General features: G+C 58.0%; 11 protein-coding genes. 5 read left to right on the top strand and 6 right to left on the bottom strand.

Translation table 11 applies throughout. From position 1 onward, the window contains the following. Window positions 1-343: 343 nt before the first annotated feature. The 3 genes from RSSM_RS26250 to RSSM_RS26240 all read right to left on the bottom strand — a co-directional run bounded on the left by RSSM_RS26250 (window position 344) and on the right by RSSM_RS26240 (window position 4,795). Entirely contained in the window at window positions 344-2,638 is a 2,295-nt protein-coding gene (locus RSSM_RS26250; protein ID WP_008686898.1) for a multiheme c-type cytochrome, read from the bottom strand. Between the two features lie 109 nt (window positions 2,639-2,747). Continuing rightward, window positions 2,748-3,980 (bottom strand): DUF1573 domain-containing protein, encoded by a 1,233-nt coding sequence (locus RSSM_RS26245; RefSeq protein WP_008686896.1) that lies wholly within the window; start codon window positions 3,978-3,980, stop codon window positions 2,748-2,750. Between the two features lie 155 nt (window positions 3,981-4,135). Then, window positions 4,136-4,795, bottom strand: a complete 660-nt coding sequence (locus tag RSSM_RS26240) for a metallophosphoesterase family protein (protein WP_008686894.1) — start codon at window positions 4,793-4,795, stop codon at window positions 4,136-4,138. 601 nt (window positions 4,796-5,396) lie between these two features. On the opposite strand from RSSM_RS26240, the gene RSSM_RS26235 reads away from it, so the two are divergent. Then, window positions 5,397-7,523 (top strand): vWA domain-containing protein, encoded by a 2,127-nt coding sequence (locus tag RSSM_RS26235; protein WP_008686889.1) that lies wholly within the window; start codon window positions 5,397-5,399, stop codon window positions 7,521-7,523. Between the two features lie 180 nt (window positions 7,524-7,703). Here RSSM_RS26235 and RSSM_RS26230 read toward each other — a convergent pair whose 3' ends face one another. Further along, window positions 7,704-10,646: an ADP-ribosylation factor-directed GTPase activating protein isoform b gene (locus RSSM_RS26230; protein ID WP_173403185.1), complete on the bottom strand. Its 2,943-nt coding sequence runs from the start codon at window positions 10,644-10,646 to the stop codon at window positions 7,704-7,706. Window positions 10,647-11,100: 454 nt separating this feature from the next. Here RSSM_RS26230 and dnaE point away from each other — a divergent pair, with 454 nt between their 5' ends. After that, window positions 11,101-14,697, top strand: coding sequence for a DNA polymerase III subunit alpha (dnaE, locus tag RSSM_RS26220; RefSeq protein ID WP_008686883.1), 3,597 nt, complete (start codon window positions 11,101-11,103; stop codon window positions 14,695-14,697). A 73-nt stretch (window positions 14,698-14,770) separates the two neighbouring features. On the opposite strand, the gene RSSM_RS26215 is transcribed toward dnaE, so the two are convergent. Together RSSM_RS26215 and RSSM_RS26210 are read right to left on the bottom strand one after the other, a co-directional pair. Then, a complete protein-coding gene (locus RSSM_RS26215) occupies window positions 14,771-15,730 on the bottom strand; it encodes a DUF1571 domain-containing protein (RefSeq protein WP_008686881.1) in 960 nt (319 codons plus the stop codon). Window positions 15,731-15,946: 216 nt separating this feature from the next. Then, complete coding sequence (locus RSSM_RS26210; protein ID WP_008686879.1) at window positions 15,947-16,870, bottom strand: OmpA/MotB family protein; 924 nt, start codon at window positions 16,868-16,870, stop codon at window positions 15,947-15,949. 410 nt (window positions 16,871-17,280) lie between these two features. Between RSSM_RS26210 and RSSM_RS26205 the strand changes: the two genes are divergently transcribed. The 3 genes from RSSM_RS26205 (at window position 17,281) to RSSM_RS26195 (ending at window position 19,643) form a co-directional block, all read left to right on the top strand. Continuing rightward, window positions 17,281-18,519 (top strand): DUF1559 family PulG-like putative transporter, encoded by a 1,239-nt coding sequence (locus RSSM_RS26205; RefSeq protein ID WP_008686877.1) that lies wholly within the window; start codon window positions 17,281-17,283, stop codon window positions 18,517-18,519. A 137-nt stretch (window positions 18,520-18,656) separates the two neighbouring features. Next, window positions 18,657-18,872 carry a hypothetical protein gene (locus RSSM_RS26200; protein ID WP_008686875.1) on the top strand — a complete coding sequence of 72 codons (216 nt, stop codon included), beginning with the start codon at window positions 18,657-18,659 and terminating at the stop codon, window positions 18,870-18,872. An 87-nt stretch (window positions 18,873-18,959) separates the two neighbouring features. Then, entirely contained in the window at window positions 18,960-19,643 is a 684-nt protein-coding gene (locus tag RSSM_RS26195; RefSeq protein ID WP_008686874.1) for a PEP-CTERM sorting domain-containing protein, read from the top strand. Window positions 19,644-19,727: the final 84 nt, after the last annotated feature.

The raw sequence follows: 19,727 nt of genomic DNA, 5'->3' as shown, positions 1-19,727 counted from the left end.
ACTAACCAATGCGGCATTCGCTACCTTAGAACCGCACTGCAGGTTGCCTATTTTGCCTGTTTTCGCGATTGGGTGGCGTTTGGACTTCGGTTTTGCGACGGGGATGGTCGACCGAAGTCTCGATCAAGAGAGGCTTTACGCGAGTGTGGCGGCAGAGTCCGAGTAGGTCATGCTCCGCACGACTACCAGTTCTCGGTCTTGGAAAGATGAGCCCTGTGAGCCGAATGGCCTCGGGTGGGAAGGGGCGAGCGTTGTTGAGGCCCCACCCGCTCACAACCCGAGTGCTCACGCACTTCGGCTCACGGGCGACAAACCCGCGATTCATTTCGCAGCTTGGGACGACTCAGTCGACGCCGTAATGCTCGACTTCGGCCCAGTAGTCGTCGAAGGCACCCTCTTCATGGAAGTCCGGGCTGTTATCGAGGTCGTGGCATTCCATGCATTTTTCGCGCGCCTTTTCCATCGGCAACTGCATTGCGGCTCGCAGTTGGGCACGTTGTTCGTCGGTCACGTCGATCTCGCCGTTTTCGGCCGCGGCGTGAGATTCGCCGGGACCGTGGCAGTTTTCACAGCCGTTGCCGTGCAGGTGCGAATCCGCTTCGAGGTCGAGGTATCCCGAGTGATACGGGTAGTAGTTCTGCGGATTCCATCCGGTGACGTGGCAGGAGATGCATTCGGGGTCGAAGTGTCGGGGCACGTCGCCCCGTTCGCCTGGATGCACGAGACTCTCGGTGGCGTCAAAGTGAGGCGAGTTTTCCCAGATGTCGTAGGCCGTCGTGTGGCATTCGCCGCAGGTTTCCGAGCCGACGAACTTTTCGCCTGAGGGGTGCGGGATCGGTTTGAGACCAAGGTTATCCAAGCCCAGGTCGCGGAGTTGGAATTGGTATTCCGCCATCAACTGCCGCATCTCGGGGGCATCCCCGAAGGTATCGTCGAGAGGGACGCGGGCGTAACGCATCTCGGCGTCTTTGTAGAGTCCGACGAGGCCGACATACATGCCTTTATTGCCCGTCAGGACCATCTTCGTTTGGGAGCCTTCGATCGCTTCGGGTTGATAGGTCGGTTCGCCGTATCCGCCGGCGACAACCACGAGGTCGATGCCCTCCACTTTGGTCACCAGCTTTCGGGCGGCGTCTTCGGTGCCGTAGAAGGTCAGCACTGTGTAGTCAGGCGATTCAGCCTTGATCTGTGCCATCACCGTTTGCGCCGATTCGAGCGGATCGTTCAGAATCACCTCTTCGTTGAGAGTGGATTCGAGCGATTCCGGATCGAGGATACTCGTCACGGCCACCTTCATCGTGGCACGTTCCACAACTCGGTAGGCGGGCATCAGGGACGGATCGAGCAGAACCACGTTGGCGGACGCGTAGACTGCGTCTTCGGGTGTTTCGGCGGCGGCTTCTTGGATCAAATCGCCCACACCGATCCGCACGTCATCGGGACCAAAACCGACAGCGACGTAACCCATTTTACGGAGTGCTTCGAGCGATCGGTGGAATTTGATCTCCGCTTGGCGACCGAACCGCCGAATCAGGTTCCCGGCGTCGATCGGCATCAATTCCCAGCCCTGTTGTCGCAGTTGGGTGGCGAACGTCATCCGGCGGGCGACCCCGCCTTTTTGGTTTTCGAGACCCGTGCATCCGCAAGGTTCGATGTAGCCGTGTTGCTGTCCGGTAACGAAGAGAGCGACGTCGGGAGCCGGCCATTTCTGAAAATCGACTGGGCCGCCGAGGCCTGTCACCGGGAGCGAAGCCGTCTCGGCCGCCGCAACCGCTTGTTCGAGAATCCGCGTGCCGTGCTGGACGGTTTCGGGTGAGTGTTCGGGTGCGTTGCCATTGGCCATCAGTGAATCGGTGTTCGAACGCGTCGACTCAACCGGCGAAGCGGCGATTCGGGCGGAAGCGTCGTTGGTGGTTGGTAGACCGTCCGTCGGCGATGCCATCAACGGTGCCCCAGTCGCTGGCGTGACCGCAGTCACATCGGCTCGGGTGCGTGGCGTGATCGGTGGTTTGCGAGCAACTCGCGCGTTTTCGGGAATGCCCAGCGGAGTGGGGACTTCCTCGGCGACGATCTCTTTGCGTGGTAGAGGCGTTGGAACGAGTTCGGCGTTGCGCCAGTCGGACGCGGAGGGCTCGACGACTTCGTCTTCGCTCGTGTCGATCTCGGCGGGATCGAACTCATCGTCAAATTTGCCGGTCGTTGTCGTCGATTCGTCGACGTTTCCGGTGTCGGAATCTTCGTCTTCCGAGTTGGCGTCCTTGTCCGATTTCCCGTCCGCATTCTCACCGGCATCCTCGTCCACTTGGGCCGCCACGAGAGTCGTTGCAGAGGAGTCGATCGTGGCCGTTTCGGCGGGAGTGGCGATCGACGCGACGTAGGCCTCGCGGATTGCTGATTCGGCGCGGCTGGTGATTGAGGGATTCGCCTTAACAGACCGCGACGCGACGCGCGACGGTGTACCGGTTTGTCCGGCAAGGTCGCGTGCTTCACCTTCCTCCGAGCTGCACCCGGTCATGGCAGGCACAGCGATGACGCACAGCATCCAGGTCACCGGGGAGAGGATTCCACGCATAAAATTCGAGAAAACGCTGGATTTGAGGCAGCCCACTGAGAGCGGACTGCGTTTGCAATACGTCATACTCGCTCTCACTCCCGGTGCTGCGAGGGGCTCGTCGGCGAGAGGAGTGACAGGTGAATGAATGACGGGCATGAGTTTCCTCGGTCAGAACGATGCGTTGGGCATCAGTCTACCGCGCAGGTAGCGCAAATTTCAGTAGCAATTTCAGGGCAGGAACCTTCGGATTATCGGATTCGATCATGACGTATCCGAATTCACCTTTGCTCAGTCCTAGTCGGTCGACGCTTTCGTCTCCCGGCTTGAGTTTCAACTGCAAAGTGTACAGCGTCATTTTGCCCTGGCCGACGGGTTCGTTCAGTGTCGCCTCGACATATTCGGCCGGTTCGATCTCGCCGATGCGGAGTTTGGTGGACGCTTGTTCGGCACCCTTGAGGACTACGAAGGCTTTGGCGGTCAACGAGTCATCCTCACCAATAATGCCGAAGTCGTAGAGGTAGCCGCCGCCGGAGATGCCTTTCAAACGTGAATTCGGCAGCATGCTCAACGCACCGACGATTCGTCCCGTCACGGGAATGTAGACGACCCGACCCTTTTCCAGGTCATCGTCGTCGGCGTCTTCCGGCATGAGGGTGAGCATCAGGTTGCGATTGACCGGCCCTTGTTTGAGGCCCGGGTTGATCGTGGCCGCGATCCGGAAACCCTGTTCGGCTGCCTCGTTGATTCCGTCGTCTTCGGTCGGTTTGAATACGGTGACGTCGAAATCGGCCAATTCGTTGATCGTGTCGTCACCGAATTTGACGTCGGTTGCTTTCATCGGTTGGCCGAGATAGTTGAAAACCTTCACGACAAATTCGACCGGTTCGCCTGCCGCGGTTTCGCCAAAGGTGACTTGTTCGGGCACGATCTGGACCTGGCGAACGACCTGACCTTGGATTTCAAACCGGATCGCGACTTGGCTGGGATCGTTGGTGCGCAGTTCGGCGGACTGTCCGAACGAGCTTTCGTTGGTTTTCACCGTCCAACTCATTTTCACTTCGGTTTGTTCGCCCGGTTCGAGACTCTCGGTGCCGAGTTCCCCGACGGTGCATTTGCACGTGGACGCTCCGACTTTCAAACGCAGCGTGTCCTCGCCGACGTTTTTGACCACGAACGTGTGTTCGCCTTTTTCCTCCGGTTCCATCACGCCAAAGTCGTAGACGTTGCCGTCGGGCAGTTCGACTTTGGGGAATTTGTCCGACCAGTTCTTGGAGATCGACGCCATCGCGTTGGAGGCATCGATTTCACCGTCGTAGGTCATCGGGCCGAAGGCCGGTTCGTAGTGCCCATAGCGATCGTGATTGATTTTCAAACCAATGCCGGTGCCGATCGCGGCAATCACGAGGCAAGCGATGAACGTCTTCATTCGAGTGAGACCCAAACGTAATGCAGAGGGGAAGAGAGGCAGCGTGGCAAGAAAGCCGCTCGGCGTCGTGGGACGGAAATCCCAACGCCGCCGGACTGATCATTCAGTCCGAAAGAATGCATGGGGCGTACGGAGACCGCCTCCAATTGGTTCGGTCAGCGGACCAAAACCCCCTGCGGATTCGACTGCCACACGCGTTTGGAGGGGAATTCCATCGCCGTCAGCAGCCCACCGCCGTAGCAATTCGTGTCCAGGCAAATCAGGTGACCAACGTCGAGGATCTCCGCCTCCGGATGGGCGGTATGCCCGACGACCGCGATCCGGCCGCTGAAGTGCGGGTCGGGGATCCCGGCTCGCAGCGAATGCCAACGCAGCAGTTCGGTCGGCTGTTGGTCCATTTCCAGCGTGGGATCGTAGGCAGCGTGCGTGAAGAAAAACTGGTCGTGAACGAAGTAGTCGCCCAGTGACTCGAAGAACGCCAAGTGATCGGGCGGCAGAAAATCCATTTCACCGTCAAAATCGTAGCTTTCGAGCGTCTCAACCCCGCCGTACCGCAACCACGCATGATGGGGCTCGTCACCGCGGATGACGCTGAGCATCATCTCTTCGTGGTTGCCCTGCAGGGCGACGAGTTGGGTGCGTCGGCCCAGGTCGATCAACGTGTCGATCACCCCCTTGGAATCCGGGCCTCGATCCACGTAATCGCCGAGCGTAACAATTAAGTCTTCCGGAGTCGGATCAATTGCTTCCAGCAAGGTTTGCAGCGGTTGGTTAAAACCGTGAATGTCGCCGATCGCGATGAGTCGTCCGTTCAAGTGCTTATTTCTCCGTGTTTTTTCGAATCCACGACCGATTCGGCTATAATCGGGGGAGTACAAATCGTCGCAGAAAACGTTTGCATGTTAACCCCACTGCCCGTAGCCGGGTGGCGGCTGACAGGCGACAGGCAGCATGAGGATCGTTACAGCTAAAAATCAGAGTTGAGTCCGTCGCGAAAGTTGCCAAGACTTTCGGAGATTTGTGAGGCCCGCCGAAACTCTTGGCGAGTTTCGCTACCCCGAAATTTAGTTTCGCTACCCCAAAATTTAGTTGTCACCGACCATGAGTTGCATCGTTGTCCGTGACCGGAGCGATCGCGGGAACCGCAATTTTGCGAAAACTCGCGAAGACTTCGGGTTTGTCGCCGTGTTGGCTCAAACTCCGGTCGCCTCACGCCCGTAGCATGAGTGGTCCGTGGGGCTTTCGTCATTGACGTTTGCTGTGACGCAACAGCCTGCGTCGGGACGCTGCACTTTTCAATCAAACGCCCTTTTCGATCAACCGGTTCTGAAAGCCGTTCGCATGGACCGCAAGGTCGCTGCGGGCAACCCGGTTCCATTTGTTTCCAACCTTCTCTCCCTGTTTTAGCTTTCCAGTATGAGTGCATCCTTCGCTGACGACGCAACGACAGCCGATGTTTCCGGTGCCGCGATGGATTCGTCCGCGACGAAGCAATCCGGGTTGGGGCGACTCGCGAAATGGAATCCGTTGCGTCGAAAAGAAGAGGCGCCGATGCATCCCGGCGATGCGGAATCGTTATACGACGAAGACCCCGAACCGTTGTGGGATTCCGACGAAACGATCGCGATGATCGGCAGCATGCAGGTCCACATCATCATCTTTCTGTCGTTGGCCCTGATCAATCTGCAGAAACCATTCGACGAAGAGGCGGTGGTGATGATCGTCTCGCCACCGGAGTACGAAGAAACGCTCGAGTCGATCGAAGAGTTCGTCGTCAGCGAAACGCCGCAGACGGAAGTCGGCGCCGACGCGCTCGCTGAACTCGACATGGCCGAAGCGTCCGCGGAGGTGTACGCCGAGGTTGCCGAAATTCCCAATCCGGTTGATCTGCAACCGACCGATCTCGGGCAAATCATGCTCGACAAAATCTTCAGCCAACCGGTCGCACCTCAAAAAAGATTGGTGACCCAAAAGGGCAGCACCGGGGTCGGCGTCGCCGGGGCACAGGGAGCCGTCGATCAAATCACCGCCGAGATCACGCTTGCCGCCGAAGAGCGTCCGACGTTGGTCGTGTGGTTGTTCGACCAGAGCGGTTCGTTGACGCGGCAGCGAGTCGATATTCGCGATCGCTTTGACCGGATCTATGACGAACTGGGCATTCTTCACGGGTCTGCCGATGACAAAGACACCAAACCGGAAGACCAGCAGATCCTGACGTCGATCATTGGCTTTGGCGAACGCGTTGAACTGTACACGGAGAAGCCAACCGCCGACCTCGGCGAGATTAAACGAATCGTCGACAACATTCCTATCGACAATTCCGGCGTCGAACGAGTCTTCACCGCGATCGAGTCTGCCGCCAAAGAGTACAAACCACTGCGCCGAAACGTCGGGCCGGACGGTCCAAAGCGAAACGTGCTGTTCGTCGTCGTGACGGATGAGAAAGGCGACGACTACGGGCGGCTCGAAACGTCAATCGATTCGTGCCGGAAACTCGGTATCCCGGTTTACGTGATTGGTGTGCCTGCCCCCTTTGGTCGCGAACACACGTTGGTCAAGTACGTCGATCCCGACCCGCAGTACGACCAATCGCCTCAGTGGGCCCAGGTCGACCAAGGCCCCGAGACGTTTTTGCCCGAACGGATCCAACTCAGCTTTACAGGGAACTTCGAAGAAGAACCTGTAATCGACAGCGGATTCGGCCCCTACGGTCTGACCCGGCTGTGCTACGAAACCGGTGGCATCTACTTCACCGTTCACCCGAGCCGGAATACTTCACGAGAAGTGCGGCGACGAGAGATCGAAGCGTTCAGTTCCGACATGCGGTACTTCTTTGACCCGACCGCGATGATCCGTTATCGCCCCGACTATCTCTCGCAAGAAGACTACGTCAACTCGGTCAAAAAGAGTCCGCTGCGGATGGCTCTCGTGCAGGCGGCAACAATTCCGAACGTCAACGGAATCCAACGACCTCGATTGCGGTTCGTGAAAACCAGCGAAGCTCAACTCGCCGGCGAATTGACCCGGGCGCAACAGGACGCCGCGCCGCTCGAACCGACCCTGATCCGATTGGCGGCCACGCTGCAACAAGGTTTGCCGTCGCGAGAGAAGGAGTCGAGCCCACGTTGGCAGGCCGGATTCGATCTCGCCTATGGACGTGTGCTCGCACAGAAAGTGCGAACGGAAACCTACAACGCCGTCTTGGCTCAGGCGAAACAGGGGATGCCGTTTAAGGAAGAAAAGAACAACACCTGGGTGCTCGAACCGAGTGACGAGATCAGCGTCGGGAGCAAATGGCAGCGTGAGGCAGACACCGCGAGAGAGTTCCTCAACCGCGTCGTCGAGGAGCATCCTGGGACTCCGTGGGCATTGCTCGCTCAACGCGAACTCGACGTTCCGATCGGATGGTCCTGGAAAGAAACGTTCACCGACACCACGCCGCGTCCCCAACGTCAGGGCGGCGGGAACAATAACAACGTGCCACAAGATGACAAACGACGGATGCTCAACCGAGCACCCAAACGTCCCGTCCCAAAACTTTAGAACTAACGCGCGGCGGATACCCGGGCATTTGCTCAGTCCGATGTTCGGGGAGTGGGGCTTGTTAAAGATCCTGTTGCCTGAGGATCTTCAACAAGATCCACTACGGCCTACCCGATTACCGAGCTGCGTCGGAATCCTACGGCGACATGCCGAAATCGCCAGACTTCAGGACACCGCAGTCTAGCGACGGCGTTGATTGGTGCGGCCGGAGGCGACCTGGGGTTTCGGGTATTCGGGAGCGGTCCCGTACACGCGGCGATGGAACATTGCGAGCGAACGCAGTGCGTGGCCGCGATAGCCGACTCCCGCATCATCAACTTTGACCTTGCCCATCGAATTGACGATGAAGCGAACCGCTCGAACCACGTGTGGGTCGACGAGATCTTCATCCGGCAAGTGCGTCAACAAGAATTCGAGCATGTGGCCGGTGGTTTGCACCTTGCGTTGCAGGTCCCCGTTGTCCTCTCGCGACTCGAACCAATTCGTACTGAAGGAACCGTCACGGTTTTGCATCGAGTAGGTGTACTGGACAAAGTCATCGAGGAAGTCTTCGGCACGTTTCCATTGACCATTAATCGGTTCGCCTTCGAGACGACGCTTACGCAGTGCATGCGCGAATCCCATCAAACGGTGGGTGCCGCCGCATGCCGCACCCACAACGGGTTCCCGCAGTTCGGCTGCGATCAACCGTTCGAAGTTCCAACGTTCACCACCGACACCCACCCACGTCGCGTCGGTATCGAGGTAGTGCGACAAACCGATCAGCGTAAACGTGAGTTCCTTGCCTTCTTCACACGCGGCGGCTTCGACTTGGACCAAATCTTCGACGGCGAACTTTTGATTGTTCGCGTACAGCGGATAGTTCGCAGGAACACCCGCGAGCGACAACACCGCGAGGAACTGAGCCTGGTGACCTTGCAAACCGGTGCCTTCACGGATTTTGATCTTACCGCGTTCGGTCGTCATCAAACGGTTTCCGCGGCAGACGTTGTTCCCCGCGATCCAGGCAATCGCACTGTAGTTTTGACGACGGGCGATAATTCGAGTGTCGGCACCGTAGACCATGATCGCGTGCATCATGCCCCAGTTGCTACGTGAGTCGGCGCGTTCGGTCCGGGCATGCCAATTCCGCAGTGTTTGCAAGATTGGACGTTGCATTCGCGTGATCGACGGATCGAGATTCGCAACCGCGCCTCGGCCGGTGTGCGACTTGGGGCGTCCGGTCGCGTCCAGGTAGGCCAAACGGTCAGCCGGTAACGTCGCTGTCCGTTCGTTACGGTCGCGGCGTGAGATATCGGTCGCGCGGGTGTCGTTCATCGTGCGACTGCGCGGAGGATCCGACGAGTCGAGATCGGACACACTTCGTCGTGACGACGCAGAATCTGTATGCACGTCACGAAGGTCAGCCTCGTCCTCGATCGGTTTGAGTGGATCGACCGGGTTCAAACGCAGCGGCTTGATCGGTGTGACGGATAGCTCGGGAGCAGACTCGCGTTCTAGGCTCGGTTGCTCGCGTGACGGTGCACTCGCCGTACCCCGTCGGGGTGACTGCAATAAGTCGACCAGCCCCGAGTCGCTTTCGACTTGGTCGGGTGAAATACCCTCGGCATCGTCGAGCGACATTTGTCCGTCGGTATCACCTTCGTTGTTTCCCTCGTGGGCGTTGGCGAGATCGGAGTTCGATCGTGCCGGCAGTTCCTCCAACGTCGCCGGCGAACCCAAACTCATCGCGGAGTCGTCTGCGGAGGATCCTACGTCGAGGCTATCGGATACATCGCGATCTTCCTGTGCCGCGTTGAGGCTCGGTTCGTTGAGCGAACTGCTCTCTCGCGTTGGCTCAGGTTTTGTTTCGACGTACGGTCGAACCTCCATCGAAAGCGGTGCGTCGGGTAGCTCGTCGAGCGATGGCATCCGTTGCACCGGAGCCAACGATCGCGGTGACGTCTGGACGGGCGGAGTGGGTGACACACCGCTGCCGACGGCTTCGCCACGACGATCGGGGACGAGGTAAGGCCGCGTCGGACTCGATGGTCGCAGGCCTGATGGTTGCCGATTTGGTGTTTGCGGCGACGGTTGCCGCGACGTTGATTGCGACGGCGTGGATGGCAATGGATCGCTGCGCATTGGCTCGGCGACCGACATGGGAACCGGATCACGCAACGGTTGCGGTGGAATCGATTGACCACGAGGCTGCCACCCATTTCCTGAACCCGTTGCCGTATCGCTCGACGGGTTGGAATACGTTGGCGTTGGATTGGTTTGTGTCGGGGTGGTCGTTGTGCGGGGCCGTGGTGATCGGGATTGGGCCTGATCTTTTGTGCCCGAACTGCGTGGGGTCAACCATGAAGGAAAAAAGTTACGGTCCGAAACCGTTCTCGCGTGCGGACCGGTTGCCATGTTAGGAATCGGCTCGTTCAACGGCGTCGGCGCGAAGTTCGACGGTGGAGGGGCCTGAGTGGCGATCTGTTGTGGCGGTTGCAAGAGCGCCCGGGGCGCAGAAAAGTCTCGCTGCGGTGCGGGAGTCGTGTCGACTTCCGGAGCGACCGGTCGCAGGACCAATTCGTTTCGAGGTGCGTTGAACGTCGGGATCGCAGGTTGCCAGGTGCGGTGGAGTCCGCGCAGTTCAGCGTTGTCCCTCGTCACGAAGCTAGGCGTGGACTGAACCGGCGGGGTGGATGGAGTCGGCGCGGCCGGTGGTGTCGGTGCGGCGGCGGTGACTGTGGGTGCCGGCGGTTCAGGAGTGGCAGGCCGTTTTGGCGGCAGCAACTCAATGGATGTTCCCGTTGGCCCTGGTCGGCCGCCCTGCCAGTCGGCGCGACCGTCTCGGAGACCGAGCACGGAATTGACCGATTGCGTCGGCCGGAACGTCGGCACTTTCGCGTCTCGATTGCCTGGTTCGATCGAATCGGTCGACGGGCTGTGAAAACCCGTTGAATCCGAGGTGGAACTCGTCGCGGGCTGCGAGAAAGACATACCGCTGCCCCAATCGAGATCGTCCGCCATGCCGGGGCCGCCTGAAATCAGTGCCGTCGATGACGCGCATCCGAGCATCACCCACATCGCCAGACGTCGTCGGCGGGGGCTGGAGACAGATGACAGGCAACGAACGTTCTTAACGGGCACGACGGAATCTCCAGGTAGTACGAGTTCTACCGTAGCTATCGGAAATTCGGACCACAGAAATTCACCTCAATGTGCCGACGGAGCGTGCATCTTTTGCGCACCCCTCCATTTGCACCCAGCTTTTGCGTGATTTGAGATCGTTTCGATGGCAAACACGGAGTCGGCGTATCCCCCCTGTAGAACTTGTGGATCGGAAATTCCGCACATCCGGGACACTCCAAATTGCCAAAATCGGGTTTCACGCCGCCGCTGAAAAATTCGACCACGGAGCCTCTGAACAGACCGCCCTCAACCCGTTAGGCTGGACGAACCCGATCCCGTACCCCGGCGTCTGGGTGAAGGCCCGCGGTCGTTTTCTGCGATCGACGCGGCGGCGTTTTTTAGTGGCGGATTGGCAGCGATTTGACTTCGCTGCGGCGTTCGTTTCCTCACCTCTCTGCAAAGGACCTCTGCAATGAGCGATATCATTCCCGCTTCGGCTGACGATCTGGCCGCCGACGGCACGTTGAAGGAACCACGCCCGTTCGTCCACCTTCATTGCCACAGTCACTACAGCTTGCTCGATGGCGCCGGCGATGTGGGGAAATTGGTCAATCGTGCGGTCAGCCATGGGATGAACGCGCTCGCACTGACCGATCACGGCAACCTGCACGGGGCACTCGAGTTTTACCGCAAAGCCAAAAGTGCGAACATCAATCCGATCATCGGATACGAAGCCTACATCGCGCCTGGGAGTCGATTCGACAAGGGAGGTGCGTCGAGCAGCAAGGCGGCGAGTTATCACCTGACGTTGCTCGCGCAGAACCGGAAAGGGTTCAAGAACCTTATTAAACTCGCCTCGGCGGCGTCGCTCGAAGGGTTTTACTTCAAACCACGAATCGACAAAGAGATTCTCGAAAAATACAGCGAAGGGATTATCTGTTTGTCGGGATGCGTCAGCAGTGAGTTCAGCCGCGCGATCTTGAAGGGAATCGCAACGGAGGAACACGAACGCGAAGCGAAGAAGATCGCGGGTTGGTTCCACAACGTTTTCAAAGATCGATACTACATCGAAATCATGAACAACGATGTGGAAATTCAACGGCAACAACTCGAAGGTGCCGTGACCATCGCCAATCAGATGGGATTGCCCCTCGTCGCGACGAGTGATTGTCACTACGTCGATCCGGAAGACGCCGAAGCACAAGACATCATGTTGTGCATCAATACAGGTCGGTTCCGGACCGACCAAACGCGGATGAAGATGGAGAACGACCAGTTCTTCCTGCGCAGTCCCGAGCAGATGTACGAGAAGTTCCCGGGACTCGACGACGCGGTCGCACGCAGCCAAGAGATCGCGGACACGGTCGACATCGAAATCGAATTCAACAAGTACTTCTTCCCGAGCTTCCCTTGCCCGGATGAGAAGACGCCGCTGCAGTACCTCCGCGAACTTTGTGAAAAAGGTTTGATGGAACGGTATGAAGGCGATCCGGAACGCATTGTCGACGGCAAACTGTCCGACGAGGTCATGGCGAGGCTCGACCGTGAACTCAACGTGATCGAGAAGCTCGGTTATCCGACGTACTTCCTGATCGTTTGGGACTTCGTCAATCACGCCCGCGACATCGGCATTTCGGCGACGGCCCGGGGAAGTGGTGTGGGGGCGATCGTTTGTTACGCGCTGTACATGTCGCACGTTTGTCCGTTGCGATATGACCTGCTCTTTGAACGGTTCCTCGACGAGAGCCGAACCGAGCCGCCGGATATCGATATCGACTTCGAGAAAGAACGTCGCATCGAGGTGATCGATTACGTCAAGGAACGTTACGGTCATGAGATGGTTTGCCAGATCGGGACGTTCGGAACGCTCGCGGCGAAGGCGGCGATCAAAGACACCGGGCGGGCGTTGGGCATTCCGCTTTCGCGGGTCAACCAAATCACCGAGATGGTGCCCGACGAGCTAAAGATCACGATCAGCAAAGCGCTCGACAAGAGTGCTGATCTGAAGATGGCCTACGACGGTGATCCGGAAATCAAAGAGCTGCTCGATCTGGCGATGAAGATCGAAGGGCTCGCACGGAACGTCGGAACACACGCGGCCGCGGTGGTGATCGCCGACAAGCCGTTGACCGAATACGTTCCACTCGGGCGGGTTCCGGGCAAGCAGGATGTGATCACGCAGTGGGCGATGGTCGACGTGGAAGCGTCCGGATTGCTGAAGATGGACTTCCTCGGTCTTCGCAACCTGACCATCCTCAGCCGGACGGTCAAACTGGTGGAACAAACCACCGGCAAGACGATCGATCCGCTGAAGTTCCCGCTCGACGACAAACCCAGCTACGCGTTGCTGCAGCGCGGCGAAACCAAGGGGGTGTTCCAGCTCGAATCGGGCGGGATTCGTGACCTGTTGCAACGGATGAAGCCTGACTGTTTCAGCGACATCATTGCAACGGCGGCGTTGTATCGTCCTGGTCCGCTCGAGGGCGGGATGGTCGATGACTACGTCAATATTAAGCACGGACGCCAGCAGCCTGAGTACAAGCACCCCGTGCTTAAGGAAATCCTGGAAGAGACCAACTCGATCATGGTCTACCAGGAACAGGTGATGCGGATTCTGAACCGACTCGGTGACGTTCCGTTGGCCAAAGCGTACACCTGTATTAAAGCGATTTCGAAAAAGAAACAGGCATTGATCGATGCCAACCACGACGTCTTCATCGCCGGTTCGGTGAGGAACGGCTTGGCGGAAAAAGATGCCGAAGACATTTGGAACCTGATCGTTAAGTTCGCCGGTTACGGTTTCAATAAATCGCACAGTACCGCGTACGCGCTGGTCGCATACCAAACCGCCTACCTGAAAGCCCACTACCCGGTGGAGTTCATGGCGGCGTTGTTGTCGAGCGATATCTCCGGCCGGAACTTCAAACGCAAAGACGCCCTCGTCGAGCACATGGAAGATTGCGATCGGATGGAGATCGAAGTCTTGCCACCGTGTGTGAATAAGTCGGGAGCGGACTTCACCGTTCTCGATGGCAAGATTCCATTCGCGTTGTCCGCAATCAAAGCCTGCGGCGGATCAACGGCGACCTCGATCGAAGCCGAGCGTTTGAAGAACGGACCGTTCAAAGACATCTTTGATTTCTGTGAACGAGTTGACCCACACGACTGTAACCGCAGTTCGATCGAGACGTTAATTAAAGCCGGCGCGATGGATTGCTTTGGTGCCAAGCGTAGTCAGCTCGCCGCGGTGATCGAGCGAGCGTTGCAAGCCGGTGCGGCAGTTCAGGCGGACAAGAAACACGGCCAGGCCAGTCTGTTCGGTGCGTTTGAGGACGAAGAGGAAGATGCCGACGACGCCGCTTCGCCCGGCGTGCCTCTGCCGGATATCGAAGAGTGGCCCGATCGCGAAAAGTTGCTCGCCGAAAAAGAGGTGCTCGGCTTCTATCTCGACAGTCACCCGCTCGCCGAATTCGAGCCAAAACTCGCCACCTTCCGCACCCACCAAACCGATTCACTCACGCAGTGCGGTGACCGCGAAGAGGTGATCCTCGGCGGTATGCTCAGCTCGATCAAAATCGCTCACACCAAGAACCCCAAGCCCGGGCAACCGAGCAAGTACGCGAACTTCGATCTCGAAGACATGCAGGGGAACGTGCGTTGTATTTTGTGGCCGCGTGGGTTCGCTGTCTGCGGTGAACGTGTCCAACCCGACGCCGTCGTGTTGCTCAAGGGCAAGGTGGACCGCCGAGGTGGTGGGGACGAAGTGAACCTGATCGTCGACGAAATCACGCCGCTCGATGAACTCGATAACAAGTTCACTCACGGAATGCGGATCCGTCTCGACGAAGCCGACCATGACGAAACCACCGTGTCGAAAGTGCGAGAAATCGTCCGCGGCTATCCCGGTTCGAAAGAGCTGCACCTGACGATGGCGTTGCAGGAAGGCGAGACGGTGCACTTCAAAGCCGACAAGTTCAAAGTCGATATCTCGCCGCAACTTCGCGAGCGACTCGATGACCTCCTCGGTAACGGTCACTACAAACTGCTGATGAGCAAACCACAGCGTTAGTGGATCGCGACAACCAATGATCAGCGTTCATCCCGTAGCGAAAATCGCCAAGACTTTCGGCGATTCACGAGGCCTAGCGTGACGCTTTGCTCTCGACAAACGTGTATTCCGGGTTGGCCGGATCGAAGTCGTGATCGGTTAGGCCGACGTTGAGTTGGAGGTCGTGGTACTCGTACGATTCGATTAGCGTTCGTTCGCCGGTTTCTTCGTCGGGCCAGTCAAAGCTGCGGAAGCTGACGACCAAGTTTCGCTCGCGATCGAGGACCAATTCGGCGAGCGAAAAGTCTCCTTCGCGGCCGCTCGGCTTGCTTCGCTGAATCCGCAGATGAGTCAGGGATCGGCCGTCGTACGGGTGTCCTTCTGTTTTGAAAACTCGAACGCTCGGATCTTCGCGGTCAACCGAACCTCGCGTGATCAGTTTTTCGAGCAAACGGGTCAAACCGATCTCGGTGATCGGGTACCGCTGACCTCGCATCGCTAGGAACCCGTCCGGTGGTAAGGGGACAGTCATCATTGCACCGATCGCCCCCGCCTCACGAACGAGCAGTTTGCCGTCGTTCTCATTTTCGACCCAAATCACTTCACGGCCGCGAACGTCATCGGGTGAGTCAAACCGCATGTAGACCTTCAGCGGTGATCCAGGTTTGCCGCCGGGGTGTCGAGTGGCGACTTTCATGAAGCATTCCGAGGCCGGTTGCAACACACCGCTGCGGTCTTGCTCCTGTTTGATCATTCGGGCTGTGTAATCGTCCACGTTGGCAACCGTTGCCTCCAACGCGTCTTCAGCGAGGTCGAGCATCTCGTCCATGCTGACCTCGACCGTCTTGCCTACTTCATTCGAGTCCGTTTCCTGGGCGGCCGCGATCTCTTCGGCCGACATCGGTTGAGGGGCCGTCACGACAGCGGAAACCGGTTCCCGGTCGTGTGAATCGCCCGAGGCGAGGATACCGACGAGCATCGATGCGATCGCGGGAATGACAATCAAACGACGCCAAACATTCGGAGTGTTGTCGAGTTGAGTCTGATCAGACACGAAGCAAACCTGCGTGCAGGGAAACGAAATCAAACGGAGGAGAACCACCGTCGCGAGACGCCAGTCGGCTTAACCGGCCCGTGTTGCAGGGCGAGCAGATGGCGTGCCGAGGCGGATCCGGTCTCACCATAGAACACTGTTACAGGATAATTACCTGCAAAGAAAGGAGAGCCAATCCGAGAGAAACGAGAGCCGACCGGAAACCCGAGCACGAGTTTAGAACGTTTCCGGGTAGACCACCAATTCGATCCGGCGGTTCGCGGCACGGCCCGCCGGGGTGGAGTTGTCGCCGCGAGGATTGTTCGATCCGTGCGAGACGATGAAGAGTTGTTGCCCCGGCATACCGCTGCGACGTGTCAGCACATCGAGCACTGCGGAGGTCTGCGCCGAGGTGAGTTGATGAGCACTCGAGGCGGCCCCACCGTACATGGGGGCGTTGTCGGTGTACCCTTCGATCCCGATCCGTTGGCGTGGGAAGACCGAACGCAGTTGTGCGGCGACAGGATCTAAGATCGCCGGCGATTGCGGCTGCAATTGAGCCGAGCCCTGAACAAATAATTGGTCGGATGGCAGGACGATTCGGATCACCTCGCCGTCTTGCTGAACCTGCAGGTTACCGAGGTTGAGCCGTCCGGCGAGTTGGTTCAGGTTAGTGTTTGCTCGGATGGTTGCTCCGCCCCTCAGTTGGGCTGACGCTTGGAAGCTGCGTGCCGAGTTCTGCGCTTCGTTCGCGGCGATTCGAGCCGCATCGTATTGTTGAGCGGTGTCGGCGAGTTGTTTGCGAACGAGGTTCAATTCGTCGCGGTACACCTGAGCCTGCTGTTCGCTTTGTGCGAGCTGTGTGGTTAGTTGGCGATTGTTGTCATCGAGCAATTGCACACGTCGGTTCAACTCGGCGAGTTGAGCTTGGCTCGCCGTCAGTGAGGTCGTCGTGGTCGGAGGTGGCTGCCAGACCGAGGTACCACCGCCGGCCAGATACGGATTTTGGCTGCACCCGCTGAGGACAGTCGCAATCAAGACAGCGCAGACCGCGACCGCACGATTCACCAGGAGTGATCGCGTGATGGACAAAACGGCCGTGGAGTGCGGACGATTCTGACGCATGACTGCGAGCCGACGGAGGGAGAAATACTCGAACACGGTCGAACTTTAGACAAAGTTTTCATTTCGTCACAATACGGATTCCGAAGTTACGGGCATCGGGTCCCCAAGGCGATCAGAAAGACGCGTCAAATCCTTCAATAGTCAGCCGATTACGCCCCGAGAACGCTGCGTCTCGTCGCCGTGTGTTCTCAAAGAATTCGGGAATATCGCTCGAATGAGCGAATTGATCGGGCGCCCGAGGTCCGTAGCATAGAAAGGACTCTTTGCGGCAGTGTCTTGGACGTCGCCGTTCTGTCTCTGTAGCGGTTCTTTCGGTGCCGGTATGGGGATTGTTGCGACGTCGGGGACACGTGAAGAGATCGAGAAGCCGGCTTCCGTTTTACCTCACCTTCGCTGTTTCCGTTCGGACGCGTTTGGGAGGAACATTCATTGTGGAGAATTGAATCATGGTTCGAGATCTTAATGGGCCCCAACGTCGGCTCGCGTTCACGCTCGTTGAACTGCTGGTCGTGATCGCGATTATTGGCGTGTTGGTGGGGCTTCTGCTGCCCGCCGTACAAGCCGCCCGTGAGGCTGCCCGGCGGATGAGTTGTAGCAACAACTTCAAGCAAATCGGGCTGGGCGTTCACAACTACCACTCCACGTACAACAAACTACCGGGCTATCGAACCGGAACGAATGACGGGCAATCCTGGCCACCGGGGTTCACGCAAGACAGCAATATCTTCAACCTCAGCCCGTTGGTCGGGATCTTGCCGTTCATTGAACAGCAAGCGATCTGGGAAAAGATCTCTAACCCCAGTATCGAAAATTCAAACGGAACCACTCGCGCCACCACCGATCCTTGGCCGGCGATGGGACCCACGGTCGATGGCAATGACCAATACGTTCCTTGGGTGACCGAGGTGCAAACGTATCGCTGCCCGAGCGATCCCGGCGTCGGTGCCCCTGCGTACGGACGCACCAACTACGCGGCATGCCTCGGTGATAGTTACGGGCAACCCAACGGCGAATATGTCTGGTGGAGCACGACTGATCGGCTCGCCGACCAAAGTTGGATTGCGAACAGTCGTGCCGGAGATCGAGGAATGTTTTTCGCACGCCGACAAACGGCATTCCGAGATTGCCTGGACGGTTTGGCGAACACCGTCATGTACGGCGAAATCATCACGGACCTCGGTGACAACGACAAACGAAGCCGCGCCGCCGTGCACCAAATCGGTGGAGCCTCGCCGTTGGAACACAATCCGTTGTCGTGTCGAAACGGACTCGATCCCGAGCGTCCGCAATTCTGGGACTCGTCGGTCACGTTCACGACTTGGGCGGGTGCCCCGCGTCTTCGTCGTGGTGCCCAGTGGGCGAGTTCGTTTGACATCATGGGCGGCTTTCACACTGTCCTTCCACCCAACTCGGAGGTCTGCACGGATGCCGGTGCCGGTGATTGGGGGGGCGTCATGACCGCGCGTGGCAACTACACCGCGTCGAGCCGTCACCAAGGTGGTGTTCACATTTTGATGGGTGATGGGGCGGTCAAGTTTGTCACCGATTCGATCGAAGCGGGCAACAGCGCGTCCGGCAACGTGACGCCGACGGCAACCAATGCAGGACGTCAAAGCCCGTATGGGTTATGGGGAGCACTCGGCACTCGAGCGAGCCGAGAGACTCCGGACATGTCCAGTTTATAGAACCTATTCGAAAGCCTCGGCAAACCAACTCGCCGTCGAATGTTAGCCACGGTTGTCCCATTCCAACCGCGGCTAGCACCGATCGGCTGATGCGTTGTCAGATAGGTTTTCGTCAACAGCCCAATCGGAGTGAAAGCATGAAGTGTTTCCAATTTGTCTTGGCATTGATCGTATTGAGTTCGATCGGGTGCGGCGACAACAGCGGCACCAAGAGCGTCTACGACGAAGACGAAATGGCAAAGTATCGCCAAACCCCTGAAGAACTTCGAGAAGGAATGATCGAGGCTCAAAAGGCGAGTCGCAATCGCAGCAAAGAGATGGCGAAGAAGATGAAAGAAGCCGCCGCTGAGTAGCCTCCGCCTGAACCGCTGAAATGAACTGAAATGGACACGCGGTATTTCTCGCGTGATGAAAGTTGAACTTACCTTTGAGGGCCAACCATGATTCGCTTACTTTTGACGATCCCTTGTTTTATCCTTCTGGCATCCACGTCCGCAAACGCGGCGGTGATCCTGTCCAACGATTTTGCTGGCAACGTTCCTGGGAATGTCGACCCGTATTTTTCCGGGCAGGTTGCAGACCCGCTGATATCGAGCCCCGGAGTCACGCGGCCAGGGCACACGCTCAACGGTGGGTATGATGAACTCGTCGCTGGTGAGCTGCGGACTTTTGGGCCTAACGTCGTTGCCGGTGACCGCTATTTTGGCTTCACGATCAATCCTGCTGCCAATGCTGTCGTTAGCTTTGACAATTTCAATTTCTCGGGCAATGCAAATGCAAACGGAGGGAGACTGCCCGATAAGCTCGCATTTCGTTCGAGTGTCGATAGTTTCAACGCCGACATTGGTACTGTATCGCTAGCTGGGGCGACGATTGATCTCTCGGCAGTTGAATTTCAAGATGTCACCGCTCCGATTGAGTTTCGCCTCTACACTCAGGTTTCATCTGATTTCAGCAACAGTGATGGCTCCCTGCCGGGGACAACGTATGATCTCGACAGCTTTGCTTTCAACGGCACGGTTACCGCGGTGCCCGAACCGGCTTCCTTCGCGTTTCTCACGCTTTGTGCAGTCGCAGTTGGTGCACGCCGCCGAAAGGTCTCCGCACGTAATTCAACCTCCTGAACGCAGTTGAAGAGGTGCGGGATGCGAGCGTTCAGCGAGAATCCCAGCGAGGGCAGTGCGTGGCGTTTCCCATGAACCTACCCG

The organism is Aporhodopirellula sallentina SM41, assembly GCF_000346505.1.
In the GTDB taxonomy this organism is placed as follows: Bacteria; Planctomycetota; Planctomycetia; order Pirellulales; family Pirellulaceae; genus Rhodopirellula; species Rhodopirellula sallentina.
Note: the sequence above shows the minus strand (reverse complement) of the source record. Positions and strands in the feature narration are given on the sequence as shown.